The sequence below is a fragment of the Oribacterium sp. KHPX15 genome (assembly GCF_900107835.1).
GTDB lineage: Bacteria > Bacillota > Clostridia > Lachnospirales > Lachnospiraceae > Oribacterium.
Genome location: NZ_FNRG01000005.1, coordinates 1 through 15,462, shown reverse-complemented (window position 1 = coordinate 15,462; position 15,462 = coordinate 1). Strand labels below are relative to the sequence as shown.

15 protein-coding genes and 1 pseudogene are annotated in these 15,462 nt (G+C 40.6%); all 16 read left to right on the top strand.

Annotated elements, in window-relative coordinates:
- The first annotated feature begins 7 nt into the window (after positions 1-7).
- Complete coding sequence (rpsK, locus tag BLV86_RS04770; protein ID WP_029199680.1) at positions 8-397, top strand: 30S ribosomal protein S11; 390 nt, start codon at positions 8-10, stop codon at positions 395-397.
- 144 nt (positions 398-541) lie between these two features.
- Entirely contained in the window at positions 542-1,135 is a 594-nt protein-coding gene (gene rpsD / locus BLV86_RS04765; protein WP_029199679.1) for a 30S ribosomal protein S4, read from the top strand.
- Between the two features lie 26 nt (positions 1,136-1,161).
- Positions 1,162-2,115, top strand: a complete 954-nt coding sequence (locus tag BLV86_RS04760; protein ID WP_090815316.1) for a DNA-directed RNA polymerase subunit alpha — start codon at positions 1,162-1,164, stop codon at positions 2,113-2,115.
- 91 nt (positions 2,116-2,206) lie between these two features.
- The gene (locus BLV86_RS18605; RefSeq protein ID WP_031552170.1) at positions 2,207-2,743 is read left to right on the top strand and encodes a bL17 family ribosomal protein; all 537 of its coding nucleotides are present in this window, start codon (positions 2,207-2,209) and stop codon (positions 2,741-2,743) included.
- A gap of 149 nt (positions 2,744-2,892) precedes the next feature.
- The gene (locus BLV86_RS04750) at positions 2,893-4,422 is read left to right on the top strand and encodes a PspC-like choline-binding domain-containing protein (RefSeq protein ID WP_090815315.1); all 1,530 of its coding nucleotides are present in this window, start codon (positions 2,893-2,895) and stop codon (positions 4,420-4,422) included.
- 159 nt (positions 4,423-4,581) lie between these two features.
- Positions 4,582-5,418: pseudogene (locus BLV86_RS18740) on the top strand (energy-coupling factor transporter ATPase); the annotation flags it as partial.
- A gap of 21 nt (positions 5,419-5,439) precedes the next feature.
- A complete protein-coding gene (locus tag BLV86_RS18735; RefSeq protein ID WP_442950756.1) occupies positions 5,440-6,591 on the top strand; it encodes an energy-coupling factor transporter ATPase in 1,152 nt (383 codons plus the stop codon).
- Positions 6,591-7,397 (top strand): energy-coupling factor transporter transmembrane component T family protein, encoded by an 807-nt coding sequence (locus BLV86_RS04740; protein ID WP_090815313.1) that lies wholly within the window; start codon positions 6,591-6,593, stop codon positions 7,395-7,397. The genes BLV86_RS18735 and BLV86_RS04740 overlap by 1 nt, the downstream gene beginning before the upstream one ends.
- A gap of 133 nt (positions 7,398-7,530) precedes the next feature.
- Complete coding sequence (locus BLV86_RS04735; RefSeq protein ID WP_090815312.1) at positions 7,531-8,559, top strand: tRNA pseudouridine synthase A; 1,029 nt, start codon at positions 7,531-7,533, stop codon at positions 8,557-8,559.
- 97 nt (positions 8,560-8,656) lie between these two features.
- Positions 8,657-9,313, top strand: coding sequence for an HAD family hydrolase (locus BLV86_RS04730; RefSeq protein WP_090815311.1), 657 nt, complete (start codon positions 8,657-8,659; stop codon positions 9,311-9,313).
- Between the two features lie 322 nt (positions 9,314-9,635).
- Positions 9,636-10,070: a 50S ribosomal protein L13 gene (rplM, locus tag BLV86_RS04725; RefSeq protein ID WP_031552192.1), complete on the top strand. Its 435-nt coding sequence runs from the start codon at positions 9,636-9,638 to the stop codon at positions 10,068-10,070.
- A gap of 14 nt (positions 10,071-10,084) precedes the next feature.
- Complete coding sequence (gene rpsI, locus BLV86_RS04720; protein WP_031552195.1) at positions 10,085-10,477, top strand: 30S ribosomal protein S9; 393 nt, start codon at positions 10,085-10,087, stop codon at positions 10,475-10,477.
- Between the two features lie 330 nt (positions 10,478-10,807).
- Entirely contained in the window at positions 10,808-11,692 is an 885-nt protein-coding gene (locus tag BLV86_RS04715) for an Abi family protein (protein ID WP_207647467.1), read from the top strand.
- 258 nt (positions 11,693-11,950) lie between these two features.
- Entirely contained in the window at positions 11,951-12,691 is a 741-nt protein-coding gene (locus BLV86_RS04710) for a LytR/AlgR family response regulator transcription factor (protein ID WP_090815309.1), read from the top strand.
- Entirely contained in the window at positions 12,685-14,202 is a 1,518-nt protein-coding gene (locus BLV86_RS04705) for a sensor histidine kinase (RefSeq protein ID WP_090815308.1), read from the top strand. The genes BLV86_RS04710 and BLV86_RS04705 overlap by 7 nt, the downstream gene beginning before the upstream one ends.
- Before the next feature lie 164 nt (positions 14,203-14,366).
- On the top strand, positions 14,367-14,870 hold the full coding sequence (locus BLV86_RS04700; RefSeq protein ID WP_090815307.1) for a hypothetical protein: 504 nt from the start codon (positions 14,367-14,369) through the stop codon (positions 14,868-14,870).
- Positions 14,871-15,462 lie beyond the last annotated feature (592 nt).

Genomic DNA, 15,462 nt, shown 5'->3' with positions numbered 1-15,462 from the left:
TTTTAATATGGCTTCAGGTAAGAGAGTAACAAAGAAGCGCGTAAAGAAAAACGTTGAACGCGGACAGGCACATATTCAGGCATCTTTCAACAACACTATCGTTACACTGACAGATGCAGAAGGTAACGCTCTTTCATGGGCAAGTGCCGGTGGTCTTGGATTCAAAGGTTCAAGAAAATCTACTCCATATGCAGCTCAGATGGCTGCTGAAACTGCTGTTAAGGCAGCTTTAGTACACGGCTTAAAGTATGTGGATGTTAGCGTAAAGGGACCAGGATCAGGACGTGAGGCAGCTATTCGTGCACTTCAGGCTAATGGTCTTGAGGTAACATCTATCAAGGATGTAACACCGGTTCCACACAACGGATGCCGTCCACCAAAGCGCAGAAGAGTATAATCTTTTTTTGGATTATCTTAAGGCAAAACTTAAAAGACATAGGCCGCAGTATGTATAAAATAGCGGCAGATCTGTCCGAAGAAGTCTACGGATGTAAAGGACGTATCACGTAATTTATCATGATATTAATAAGGAGAAAGAATTATGGCAGTTGATAAAACTCCCGTACTTAAAAGATGCAGGTCACTTGGACTTGACCCTGTATTTTTAGGAATTGATAAGAAGTCTAACAGACAGCTTAGAAATGCTCGTCGTAAGATGTCAGAGTATGGCACTCAGCTCCGTGAGAAGCAGAAGGCTAAGTTCATCTATGGCGTTCTTGAGAAGCCTTTCAGAAATTACTATGCTAAGGCAAACAAGATGAAGGGACAGACAGGTACAAACCTTATGGTTCTCCTTGAGTCTCGTCTTGATAACGTAATCTTCAGAATGGGTCTTGCACGTACTCGTCGTGAGGCACGTCAGGTTGTTGGACACAGACTTATCACTGTTAATGGCAAGGTTGTAAATATACCTTCATACCTTGTATCAGCAGGCGATGTTGTAGCTGTTAAGGAGAACAAGAAGTCTCTTCAGAGATTCAAGGACATCCTTGAGGTTACAAACGGTCGTTTAGTACCGGCTTGGCTTGATGCAGATCAGGAAAATCTTAAGGCTACTGTTAAGCAGCTTCCTTCAAGAGAGGAAATCGATGTTCCTGTAAACGAGATGCTTATCGTCGAGTTGTATTCAAAATAATTAGCCTGCAATAAAGGAGGCATTGCATGTTCGATTTTGAGAAACCAAACATTGAGATTGTTGAGATTTCAGATGATAAGAAGTACGGCAGATTTGTTTGCGAACCTTTGGAAAGAGGTTACGGAACAACTCTGGGCAATGCTTTGAAACGAATTATGCTTTCAGCATTACCTGGTACTGCGGTATCTCAGGTTAAAATCATTGGTGCCGATAAGGAAAGTGATACTATCCCCGGTGTCAAGGATACCCTGACTGAGGTTATCATGAACCTTAAGAGTCTTGAAATTAAGAACACATCGTCCTCCGATGACCCGAAGATCTTATATCTTAACTTTGATGGTGAAGGTGTAGCTACTGCATCTGACATCAAGCTTGCTGAAGATATCGAGATTCTCAATCCGGATCAGAAGATTGCAACCACAGATGGTACTGCGAATTTTGAGATGGAAATTACAGTTACTTCGGGCAGAGGCTATGTAGGTGCTGATAGAACAAAGACAAATGATCTTCCGACAGGAGTGATCGATGTTGATGCTATCTATACACCTGTTGAGCGTGTGAATATGTCAATCAACAATACCCGTGTCGGCAATATGACCGATTACGACAAGCTTACACTTGACGTATTTACCAACGGAACAATGAGTCCGGACGATGCTGTATCTGATGCAGCTAAGTTCCTTTCAGAGCATTTATCATTCTTCGTAGAGCTTTCTCAGGATGCTCAGACAGCTGAGGTTATGGTTGAGAAGCCTGATGATGAGAAGGAAAAAGTGCTCGAGATGAATATTGACGAACTTGAGCTTTCGGTTCGTTCCTATAACTGCCTTAAGAGAGCAGGAATCAATACTGTTCAGGAGCTTTGTTCAAAAACTCCTGAGGATATGATGAAGGTTAGAAACCTTGGTCGTAAGTCTCTTGAGGAAGTATTGCAAAAACTTAAGGAATTAAATCTTAGTCTTACAATAAGAGAAGAGTGATCTTCTCTTATTGTATGAATTCTGTGAAAGGCCACAGATGCTAAGATGAATTTACCGGTAAGACTAAAAAGCACGGTGGAGGAAATTAAAAATGGCAAAATATAGAAAGTTAGGTAGAGAGTCAAGACAGAGACAGGCTATGCTTCGTGCTCTTACAACATCTCTTATCTATAATGGAAGAATTTTCACAACTGAGGCACGTGCCAAGGAAGTACGTAAGCAGGCAGAGAAGCTTATCGCTCTTGCAGTAAAGGAGAAGGACAACTTCGAGGAAGTTACTGTTAAGGCTAAGGTAGCTCGTAAGGATGCTGACGGAAAGCGCGTTAAGGAAGTTGTAGACGGTAAGAAGGTTACAGTTTATGACGAAGTAGAGAAGACAATCAAGAAGGATAAGGCTTCAAGACTTGCTGCTCGTCGTCAGATGCTTGCTTATCTTTACCCTGTAACTGAGGTTCCAAAGGAGAAGGCTGGACAGAAGAAGAACACAAAGAAGGTTGATCTTGCTGCAAAGCTTTTCGATGAGTACGGTGCAAAGTATGCTACACGTAACGGTGGTTATACTCGTATCGTTAAGGTTGGTCTCAGAAAGGGTGACGCAGCTATGGAAGTTCTCCTTGAGCTCGTATAATCTGATTGATTAATCCAAAAGGAATCGCCACAAGGCGGTTCCTTTTTTTGTTAAATAAACGTAATAAGTTAGACTTTATTTAGATGATATACTTAGTATAGGTAATTGTGTGAAAAGAAAATGTTAATTACTATTTAAGTGGAGTGGGTATGAAATATAAAAGTATGGTAAAGAAGAGTTTATGTGCGGTCTTGATCGCAGCCATATTTATCATGAATTATGCTTTTTTGATATCTGCAAAGGATCGTAATGAGAGAATTTCGAATGTGAGAATAAAAGTAGAGGACTATCTCAGACATTACGAATATGAGAATTCTTCTGCAGGTTTGCCATCAATCTCAGAAAGTGATTTTTCAGTACCTGAGAATGGTGAGTATGATATAGAAAGTGTTTCATGGTACGGAGACAGCAGCTATGGCGTTTCCATGACTCCTTATGTTGAGATATATCTTACTGCCAACGAAAAAGAACGTACAAACGATAATTATACTTACTATTACTTTAGTGGTATGTATGATAGTTCAAACGTACATATCAATGGAGGATCATTTGTTTCAGCAAGACTGGAAGGAAACTATGGTCTCAGAGTTATATTCTCCCTTAACGGAATCAAGGGAACCTTTGATGCTCCAACTTCACCGGTATGGAGCTCCTATGTATTGGGGAAAGCAAGCTGGACACCGCCATCTGTTTCCTCGGGTTATTATAAAGTAAGTCTGTACAGGGATAGTACAAAGATAGCTTCAATAATAACTGATCAGACCAGTATCAATCTTTATCCGTATATGACTAAGGCTACAGCATATTATTTTGAAGTATCTACAGTTCCATATACTAATGTGCAGCAAAGCAGTGGAAAAGAGTCTGATAAGGTAGTATCGGATTTCATTAACATTTTCCAGGATCAGGTATCAGACGGAACAGGTCAGTATCCGGATTCAACTTACATAATAAATTCCAGCGCCGGATCTAATTATAATTACGCAAATACCGGAGTGGCAGGATACAGCACATCAATTGGTAATCTTTCGACATCTGCACAAAATGGTGCTTATGATTATAACAATTCCGGTACTGTATTTACTGTATATGATTCATCAACAGGCCAGACGACAACATTACCCGGACACAGCGCAGAAGCTATCAATAACGGTGGTACTTCATACAATTCTGCAACAGGCAGCACATATACAACGGGAAGCTGGTATAAAGACGGAAATTACTGGTATTTCAAAACCTCTCAGGGAACGCTTGTTGCCAACGACTGGCTTATCTGGAAGAATGCCTACTACCGGTTTGATTCGGAAGGCAGGATGGTTACCGGCTTCTACAATAAAGATGATTACAGAACCTATTATCTCTCTAAAAACGGGGACATGAAGACCGGCTGGGTAAAGATAAATAATAACTGGTACTACTTCAATCCTCAGACAGGAGAGAATTATGGACTGATGTACAGAAACAATCTTGTAACCATAGGCGAAAAGAGTTATTTCTTTGATGCAGAAGGTAAGATGGTAACCGGTTGGGTAATGATAAAGGATGGATACGAGAACGACCAGTACTACTATTTCTACCCTCAGAAAAATGCTTCGGACAATGACTACGGCCAGATGGCAAGAGCCACAACCGTACTTGGAAGCTATCAGTTAGCCGATGACGGACATTGGATTCACTAAAAACCAGAATGATTAACTTAAATCAACTGATGTATTAATGGCAGGCCATTTACGGTCTGCCATTGTATTTTATTCCTATTTTTAATATACTAAACTCGCTGAAAACTATAATTTTAGAAATGGTTGACTGATTTCAGTCGACAAATTTAGGTGAATAAATTGAAGATTATCGAAGCGCTTAATCTTGTTTATAACTACATACGAACCGACGAAAATGACAAGGTTGTGGAAAGCACCAGAGCCCTGGACGGAGTTAATGTCTCCATCGAGTCGGGTGATTTTGTGTGTGTTCTCGGCCATAACGGTTCAGGCAAGTCAACATTGGCAAAACTCATCAATGGACTTAATCTGCCGTCTGAGGGGACTGTTCTGGTCAGCTCAAAAGACACCAGAAACGAACAGGATCTTTGGGACATAAGAAAAGAAACCGGAATGGTTTTCCAGAATCCTGACAACCAGATAATTGCATCAGTGGTTGAAGAGGATGTTGGATTCGGGCCTGAAAATATAGGAATTCCCACAGAGGAAATCTGGAACAGAGTAAATACTGCTCTCGAAGCGGTGGGAATGACTGCGTATCGAAAGAAATCACCCAACAGACTCAGCGGCGGTCAAAAGCAAAGAGTGGCAATTGCCGGCACCATGGCAATGATTCCGAAAACCATAGTTCTTGATGAGCCTACAGCCATGCTTGACCCCACGGGACGCGCGGAAGTCATCAGAACCATCAAGGAACTCAATAAAACCCAGGGAGTAACCATCATACTTATAACCCACTATATGGAAGAAACGGTGGACGCCGACAGAATCATCGTGATGGATCAGGGCAAAATCGTAATGGATGGCACTCCGAAAGAAGTGTTTAAAAACGTTGAAGAGCTCAAGGCAATCCGCATGGACGTGCCTGAGGTCACCGAGCTTGCCTGGAAATTGCAGAAGGCAGGAATGCCGGTGCCGGATTCGATCCTCACCAGGGAAGAGCTGGTTGAATGCTTACAGAAATGCCTCCCCAAGCAGGTGGATTTTGAGCCAAATTTCGTAAAACGTAAGCCGCTTCATATTGATATAACAGACCCGGTGATCAGAGTTCGCCACCTGGATCATGTGTACCAGAAGGGAACTGCCATGGAGAGCTATGCCCTGAAGGACGTGTCATTTGACGTTCAGAGGGGATCAATAGTTGGATTTATCGGCCACACAGGTTCCGGCAAGTCGACATTAACACAGCACTTAAACGGGCTTTTGAAAGCCACAGAGGGCGTGATAGAGGTAAACTTCAGGGATAATGCTGATCTGATCAAAACCGGAAAAAATTCTAAAAATGTATATAAAGGCTCTGGGTCTAATTCCAATGTGAAAAACAACCACAAAAACTCCGGTTATGAAGGTGAGAAGGATGGGGCTAATGCTGACACCCTAAAGGGAACCGCCCTCAATGACTCGATTGAATCAGGCCAGGGTACAGGATTTATCAACATCTATGACACCAACTTCAATATGAAGCAGCTCCGCTTCAAGATCGGTCTGGTATTTCAGTACCCCGAGTATCAGCTTTTTGAGGTTGATGTAATAACAGATGTTATGTTCGGACCGAAAAACCAGGGCCTCAGCGAGGATGAAGCAAGAAAGAGAGCTGAAGAGGCCCTCAAAATGGTAGGTTTGGACAGCAAATTCTGGAAAAAATCTCCCTTTGAACTGAGTGGCGGCCAGAAGAGAAGAGTTGCCATAGCGGGAGTTCTTGCCATGCATCCGGAAGTGCTGATACTGGATGAGCCCACAGCGGGACTTGATCCTGCCGGAAGAGACGATCTTTTCAAGCAGATCAGGGAGCTTCACGATAAGGTTGGCATGACCATAATTCTGGTATCCCACTCTATGGATGATGTGGCGAGATACACAGACCAGGTTATCGTTCTTGATCACGGTGTGCTTAAGATGACAGGAACGCCTGAGGAAATATTTAAGAGATATCAAGAACTGGAAAGCATGGGCCTGGGCGCTCCGCAGATGACATATCTTATTCATGACTTAAAGGACGTAGGCATTCGCTTTGAAGATCGCCCGGATACAGTGTCGGAAATGGCGGACTGTATCATTGATTTGTGGAAACGATATAATAAATCGGTTAAATCGAATAAAATCGATGCTTCCGGAAAGGAGGCAAACTGATGATTAGAGAAATAACTTTAGGACAGTACTATCCTGTTGACTCTGTAATCCACAGACTGGATCCCCGCGTAAAGCTGCTGGGAACGCTGGTATTCCTGGTTGCACTATTTGTGGTGGACAGCTGGACGATGTATGGGGTGGCAGCTGTTGTTCTGGGCATTCTCATTAAGCTGAGCAATGTTCCCTTAAAGTTTATGACAAAGGGACTCAAGAACATCCTGATCCTGCTTCTGATTTCGGTGAGCTTCAACCTGTTTTTGACACCGGGTGAACCGATCTTCCAACTTGGAATACTGAAGATATCAAAGGAAGGTCTGACCATCGCCCTTAAAATGGGAATTAGACTGATTCTTCTTGTTATGGGTTCATCACTTATGACCCTTACAACAACCCCGAACCAGCTGACAGACGGAATGGAGAAAGGACTGAGAGCCTTCAAGAAAATCGGAGTGCCGGTGCATGAGATTTCAATGATGATGTCCATTGCACTCAGATTCATACCTATTCTTATAGAAGAAACCGATAAGATTATGAAAGCCCAGCAGGCAAGAGGCGCAGATTTTGAATCCGGAAACATCATCCAGCGTGCAAAAGCCATGGTTCCAATTTTGGTACCGCTTTTCATCGGCGCCTTCAGAAGGGCCAATGATCTCGCCATGGCCATGGAAGCCAGATGCTACCGCGGCGGCGAGGGCAGAACCAAGATGAAACCTTTGAAATATGAAGCAAGAGACGGAATCGCATATTTCCTGATGTTTTTGTATTTTGCGGGAGCAGTCGGTTCGAGATTTGTTCCGCTTGTATGATAATAAATGTTGCCGTTTATTTGACTACGACTGGGATAGTTGGTTTAATCATAACCGGTATCTGAATAAGTAAGATGCATCCTCTTTGAAAGGATTGGCTTTTTGTTTAGTATGAGTGGGTTTTCAATAGAGCATGAAACGACGTATCAAATTAACAATTTCATATGACGGGACGGGCTACAAAGGCTGGCAGATCCAGAATCCTACGAAGGAAAAGCCGGAAGGTGACAAGCCAACAATTCAGGGGATGCTCACTTTGGGGATCAGCAATTTGCTGAAGCGGAGTTCAGGCACAGACACTTCTCTCGCCTCCGATAAGCATTCCCAAGGGGATGGAGATTCACTGAAGGACGACAGCATTCAGCTTATAGGCGCAAGCCGCACAGACAGCGGAGTGCATGCTATGGGTAATGTTGCCGTATTTGACACAGACTCCACCATCCCGACAGAGAACTTCCCCTCAGCTATAAACAGTTTCCTGCCTGAAGATATAAGAGTGGTTAAAGCCGAGGAAGTGCCGGCGGAGTTTAATCCGAGATTTGAACCTCACGAAAAGGTTTACGAATATAAGGTAGATAACTCACCTATACCTTCCCCTTTAGGAAGACTCTATGCCTATAACTTCACTTATGCCTTAAACATCGAAAAAATGCGTCAGGCCGCAACATATCTTGTTGGAGTTCATGATTTTACAAGCTTCGTGAATCCCGACAGCCAGGTCTTTGAGCATGGAGGAGATGCGGTAAGAGAGATTTACAGCATTGAAATCTTTTCTGATAGGGGAAGAAAAAGCTTGGAAGATACGAATTCAGTCAATATGCCAAGCGAGGTTCATGAAGACATAAATTCAGTCAATGCACCAGGCGGGGCGTATGAAGACAAGAACTCAGCCAATGCATCGGGAAGTGTTCAGGAAGCTGTAAATTCGTCTAATGCATCGAGAAAAGTCCGGGAAGAAGATGCGAGTCTTATCACCTTTAGGATAAGAGGAAACGGTTTTCTCTATCATATGATACGAATAATCGTTGGCACTCTGCTACAAGTGGGAAACGGCAAGAGAGAACCTGAGGACATCATGAACATTCTCGAAGCCAAAGACAGAACCAAGGCGGGCCCGACGGTGCCGGCCAAGGGATTGTGTCTGGTAGAACTCAAGTATTGATGTAGAGATTTATAAATTGCATTCACTGTCGTTCTAATGAGAACTATGTGTGTAGTCTCATGAAAAAGGCTGACATTTGTTTGAAAAGGGGAAAGCTATGAAATATGATAACATCAAAGGCTTTATATTCGACATGGATGGCACCATGTTCGACACGGAAAAGGTATATCACCATTTCTGGAAAGTAGCATCAAAGGAGCGAGGCTACACAATGACCGACGAGATGATCAACAAAATGCGCGGAGCCTCCATGGAGAACATCGGAAAGATGTTCAATGAAGTTAATCCCGACTTTGACTACTGGGAGGAAAGAGGCTACAGAAAGAAGTACATCGACCAGTATTTTATCGATAATGATATCCCCAAGAAGCCCGGTCTGGACGAACTGTTTGACTGGCTAATGCAGAAGGGCTACAGAATAGCATTAGGCTCATCTTCACTAAAGCCCGTGGTTATGCATTATCTTGATAAAACCGGCTACACAGAAAAGTTCGACTACATCTGTTCCGGGGAAATGATAACCCACGGAAAACCTGCACCGGACATCTACCTTCAGTGCGCCGAAAGAATCGGACTTAAGCCGGAGGAGTGCATCGTAGTGGAAGATGCTCCCAATGGCATCCATGCAGGATATGACGCAGGCTGCAAGGTTTTCGGAATCAAAGACATGAGCGACCTTGATGATGTCAGGGAATTGCTTGATGAAGAGCCGGAGACATTGGCAGAAATCATAGAAATTATGGAAAAGGACTAAAAATCAGTTTTATATTAATTTTATAATTCAAAAAGCTGTCAACTATATTGACAGTCCGAAAGATTGCAAATATAATACGTATTGCTGTTTGTTTACAGGCGTATTGCGCCCGAAGATGAGCAGTTAACTATTCACAGCAGGGTCGAAAGCATCGGCCCGGGCTACATTAAATACTGAAATCAGTCTCAGAGTGGACCACTTGCGCCGAAAGAAGGTCTTCTTAAATTAAGAAGAAACCTCGCATTTAACCCGATGCGGCGGCCGACAGAAGTTCTGTTTTGGACAGAGACCAGAGTAAGTAGCCTTATAACAGGAGGTTGTTATGAATTCATACGTAGCTACAGCTTCTACTATTGCACAGGACAGAAAGTGGTATGTAGTAGATGCAGAGGGTAAGACACTTGGACGTCTTGCATCAGAGGTTGCTAAGGTTCTTCGCGGAAAGAACAAGCCAATCTACACACCGTTCCTTGATTGCGGAGATTACGTAATCATCGTTAATGCTGACAAGATCACCGTAACAGGTAAGAAGCTTGAGCAGAAGATTTATCGCACACATTCAAAGTATGTTGGTTCAATGCGTGAGACATCTCTTCGTGATCTCAAGGCTAAGAAGCCTGAGAAGGTTATCGAGTATGCAGTTAAGGGTATGCTCCCTCACGGACCATTAGGCAGACAGATGTATAAGAAGCTTTTCGTATACGCTGGCGCAGATCACAAGCACCAGGCACAGAAGCCTGTTGAGCTTACATTCTAAGGGAGGATATCAAGATGGCAACAAACAGAAATTACGGAACAGGTAGAAGAAAGTCTTCTGTTGCAAGAGTTTATATCATGCCTGGTACAGGAAAGATCACAATCAACAAGAGAAGCCTTGATGAGTATTTCGGTCTTGATACACTGAAGCTCATCGTTAACCAGCCACTCGTTCTTACACAGAACGTAGGCAAGCTTGACATCCTTGTTAATGTATGTGGTGGTGGTACTACAGGTCAGGCTGGTGCTATCCGTCACGGTATCTCAAGAGCACTTTGCGAGATGGATGCTGAGTACAGACCAGTTCTCAAGAAGGCAGGACTTCTTACAAGAGATCCGAGAATGAAAGAGAGAAAGAAGTACGGTCTCAAGTCCGCACGTCGTGCTCCTCAGTTCTCAAAGAGATAATCTTCGAAGAATCGAAAAGAATTCACAAACCCCGGAAACCTTGTGTTTCTGGGGTTTTTCTTTACTCAGAAACGCTGTGGGATGGTATGAAAATCAAGAAATATTAGACGGTAATAAGCAAGTAATAAGCAGGTAAGAAGCAAAATTCGTATTTGCTTCAAATCTGATTTATTTTATTAACAACTTAATTCTTAATTCTTAATTATTTGCGTTTGATGAGATTCTCATTGTAATTTTATAAGCTTTGGAATATACTGATAGTGACAGAACCCAACACGCCTCTCAACGATGCGGACCACGTTGGGTCTTTTAATTTTTGGGAGAAAAATAATGAGTGAACTTAAGCAGCATCAACCGCCAATGACGATAGATGAACAAATTGAAAACCTAAAATCACTTGGTTTGATAATTGATGATGAAGAGTACGCCAAAAGTATATTAAATGATATATCATACTTTAGGCTGATAAAGGCCTATAGCTTAGGTTTAAAACCCAAGAATGGGAATTATCTTGAAGGCGTAACATTTAAACAGATTGTTGAGTTATATCTATTTAATGCAAATTTTAGACAAATTACTTTTGCGGAAATAGAAAAAATCGAAGTAAATGTTAGATGCAGAGTGGCAAACTATTTTGCAGGTGAATATGGTGTTCTTGGTTATAAAGAGCCTTCGAATTTTGTAGATGCGGAATATCATAGAACTTTTATTGATGATATAGAAGGGGAAATTGGCAGAAATTCAAAAGCTCCGTTTGTGAGGAATTTCATTGAAAATTATGAAGGTGCCGAGTTGCCTATATATGCGCTTGTTGAGGTGTTTAGTTTTGGTACACTTTCAAAGTTCTATAAGAATATGAAAAATCCCGATAAGAAAGCGGTGGCTAAGAGTTTTGGGGTTGGATATACATATTTGGAAAGTTGGTTGGAGAGCATTTCTTATGTGCGCAATATATGTGCGCATTATGGAAGGCTATACAATGCAAAATTGTCGAAGACACCTATTTTATACAAAGAGTATTCGCAAGCCGGTATAAGAAATAATAGAATGTTTGGTGTCTTGCTTTGTATGAAACATATATTAAAGAAAGATACACATTGGAATCTTTATGTAAATAAAATAGAGGATTTAATAAATAAATATGAAAAAGTGGATGTGAGAACAATGGGATTTCCTGAAAATTGGAAAGAGTTGTTGATTCAGACCCAAGTTTGAAAATATCTGGGATGTTAGACATGGCCACTTAAATCAATTGACGAAGTATTGAATATTTAAAAATGATATCGATTATAGAACCGCGGTAATCTGTTAATTCAGGTGGCTGCGGTTTTTAAATATGTAAGCTTTAATATAAAACCTACCAGAGGTCACCTTAATTTCTTTACTGTTATGCCGATATAAGAAATGTGAAGGTGACCAATCATTTTACAATAAGTACTTCGTAACAGTTTAGGCGAATATCGGTACAAAACTATGGTTATAGGAATATGTGATGATGAAAAGAATACAAGAGATCTTATCGAACAATATATAAGGACTGACGATGAGTATAGCATCATAAATCATTTTCAGACCGGTGAAGAAGTTCTCGGATATTATAGGCAGGGCGGAAATCTGGATGTTTTATACTTAGATATAGATTTAAGATGCTCGCCTGATGGAATGAAAGTAGCGGAAGAGCTGAAGAAAAAGCATATAGAAGAAGGCAGAGGAGCTTCTGAGACACCATTTATTATATTTGTTACTGGATTACCTGAGCGTATGCCGGAAGCGTTTGGCGTGAGAGCATTCCAATTCATTGTTAAACCAATAGAAGAAAAGCAATTTAAGTTTGTGTTTGCGCAGGTACAGAAAGCTGTTTCACAAACAGTGGAAAAACGGAAATTTAAATTTCTGACAGTGAATTCAAGCGGTACAAAGAAGACAATTAACTTAACGGATATTGTCTATATAGAAAGCATAGGAAGAAAACTAAGCATTCATTTAGTAAACACTGTTGTTGAGATATATGGAAAATTTGAGGATGTCAAGGGTAAGCTTGATGAGACCTTTATATTGGTGCATAGAAGCTTTATTGTTAATATGAGATACATTTCTGATTATACAAGGAAAGATATCAGAATGATCAGCGGTGACCTCATTCCTTTGTCCAAATACAAGTGCAGACATTTTGTGGACGGTTATGCAGACTTTTTGGAGCGTGAAATATGCTGAGTGCGGATGTCAAAGTAAATCTATTGTATGCAGCGTCACAAATCACTGGAATTATATGCAGGGCGTTCTTTTTTGTTATGATTTGGAATACATTTGTACCATTGTGTTCCGATAGTATCCGTATAGGAACTTTTCGTACAGAACCGTTGATAAAACCCTCCTTTGCAGGGAATATACCTTTAAAAACTTTGCAATATAAAAATGATTGTGGAAATAATGCAAATTCTTTAAAAGCGAGATTTAATAATCTGAATACACCTATTAAGCTTTTTATTTTGATTTCCTTTATTGAAATAGCTCGCTGGTTTATGAATGAGGACGGATGGCCTTTTGAAATCATTATTTTATCAGGCATATCATTATCCTTTATGTTTGTGTACAAGAGAGAATATATAAAAGAAACTATATTTACACTTGTTTTGTATCTCAACCTACGATATCTTTCATGGTTTTTTGTTAATTCATTTATGAATGAGTTAATAAAAAGAGTGATGACGAGTGCTGGACCGGGAAGAGGTTCAAATATTAGCCCTATATCAACAATAGGGGTTCTTTTCTTTGTGGCAGAAGCATTATATTGTCTTGTGCTTTTTGGGGAAATATTGCCTTTCATAAAAAGTATACAGCAATATGAAAAAATGAGCTTTACAGAGCTTTGTTATCTGTCCGTAATGAACATTGCCGGAATAATATTGACAAGGATAATGCTCGGCATTGCAGTATTTAAAACTACTGAAGGAGACATTGTATTGCTGGATATGTATCCTTATCTGGTGTATCTTTTGCCGGCAATTGCACTGTTTTTGTACCTTGGGGAATTGTGTGCGGTAATTATTTGGAAAAAATATAACCAGTACCGACAAAAGAGTGAAATGGTGTTTGCCGGAAACGTCGAAAGGGAGTCAATACAAAGGAGGTTGGAGGATACCGAACGATATTACGAGCAAGTCAGGAAGGCACGCCATGAAATGGCCAATCATTTGACCACAATCAGGGGACTTGCTGAACAAGGACTTATTTTAGATATGAAACAATATATCTCGGAAATAGATGATACCATTCAATCTGTGGAAATGAGATATTTTACAGGAAATCCTGTTACAGATGTTGTCATAAACGATAAATACAGGAAGGCAAAGGAAAAAGGGATTTTGTTTTCATCAGTTTTTTCCTTTGATGAGTCCTGGGGAATAGCGGTCTACGATTTATCCATAGTGTTATCCAATATTTTGGATAATGCTTTAAAAGCTGCAGAAGAATCAGCAGATGATTCAAAATATGTTAGTATAAAAACTGTGGATAAGGAAAATGTTGTCCTTATAGTTTGTGAAAACGGCTTTGATAAATCGACACATACAGAAAGAGACGCGGATGATTTTTGGCATGGAATAGGACTTAAGAATGTGGCTGATATAGCTGAGCGGTATGATGGAACTATGAGAATAACGGAGGATGGAGAAATATTTAAGATAACTGTTATGCTTAAGAAAAGGTGTCCTTCTGATACATAGAATTGACCTTTCGTTACATAAGGGTTATTAGCGTAATCATTAATCCGATGTAAGTATTGAGACCTAAAGTATCAAATATTCTATGAGAGTTTTAAGTACAAATATTCGATAAGTTGAAAATGGATGAGAATATCACAGAAACTTGAAAGAGAGGTGTGAATGCTATGAAGGTTAATGCAGTTGGTATGAACACGCTACCTGAACAGGAGAGATATATCAAGGCACAAAAGGCCGATGATGTGAAACCTGAAAATCAGAAAGATGACGAAAAGCCGGATAAACCAGTTACAGGTGCGGAATATCCTAAGAATTATGATGAGTATATTCCATCGGATTATGCAAAAAATGCAATGAAACCCGATAAGGAAAATGGGGATGATAAGAAGGCAGATTTGCCAGAAAACCATAAATCTGGATCTCCAAAGTCGGGAAAAACACCAGAGGCACCGAAAGAAACAGAAACCAGCGAGACTACAACTTTAAGTACAGATAAGGTAGACAGGGAGATAGAAAAGCTGAAAGCTAAAAAAACCAGCCTAGAGCAGGAATTACGTACTGCTGATGAATCCCGGAGAGATAAAATTGAAAAAGAGCTAAAACAGGTAGATGCAGAGCTCTCAAGGAAGGATAATGAAGAATACAGAAAAAGACATGCAGTTAAGATATGATGAGGATTCCTTCAACATATTAAGAATAACAAGCAGGATTTAATGAAACAGATAACAATCCTGTCGTCACCGGGAGCCCTGGGTCGCTCCCGGTAAGAAACAGGTAATAAGCAAATGCTTCCCCAAATGGCGAAATTTCAAGCTTTTCTCCATACCCACAGTTCTCAAAGAGATAATCTTCGGAGAATCGAAAAGAATTCACAAACCCCGGAAACCTTGTGTTTCTGGGGTTTTTCTTTACATGGAGATATTTAATATGACCATAAAGACACAGTCAATATACGATGATGATGAATACGTTGATGTGAATTTTTTGTAAAATCAGTTGAGTTTGTGATTTTGCTACTTGAAAGATAAGATCATTGATGTATACTCTAGTTAAGTATAGGTGATGCACAGCCTTATAAGTGAGCGAGTTAACAGCAGGGACAAGGTTTCTTGTCCCTGTTTTATGTTTAGGTGGAATATGAGAAGCTTAAAGTTATATGAAGTTGATGCTTATGATAAAGCGCAAGTTAAAGCGCAAAGTGCTTTGATGTTATCGTCAAGAATAGAAAATAGAGCTTGAAAAAACGGTAAAATATGGTATTAT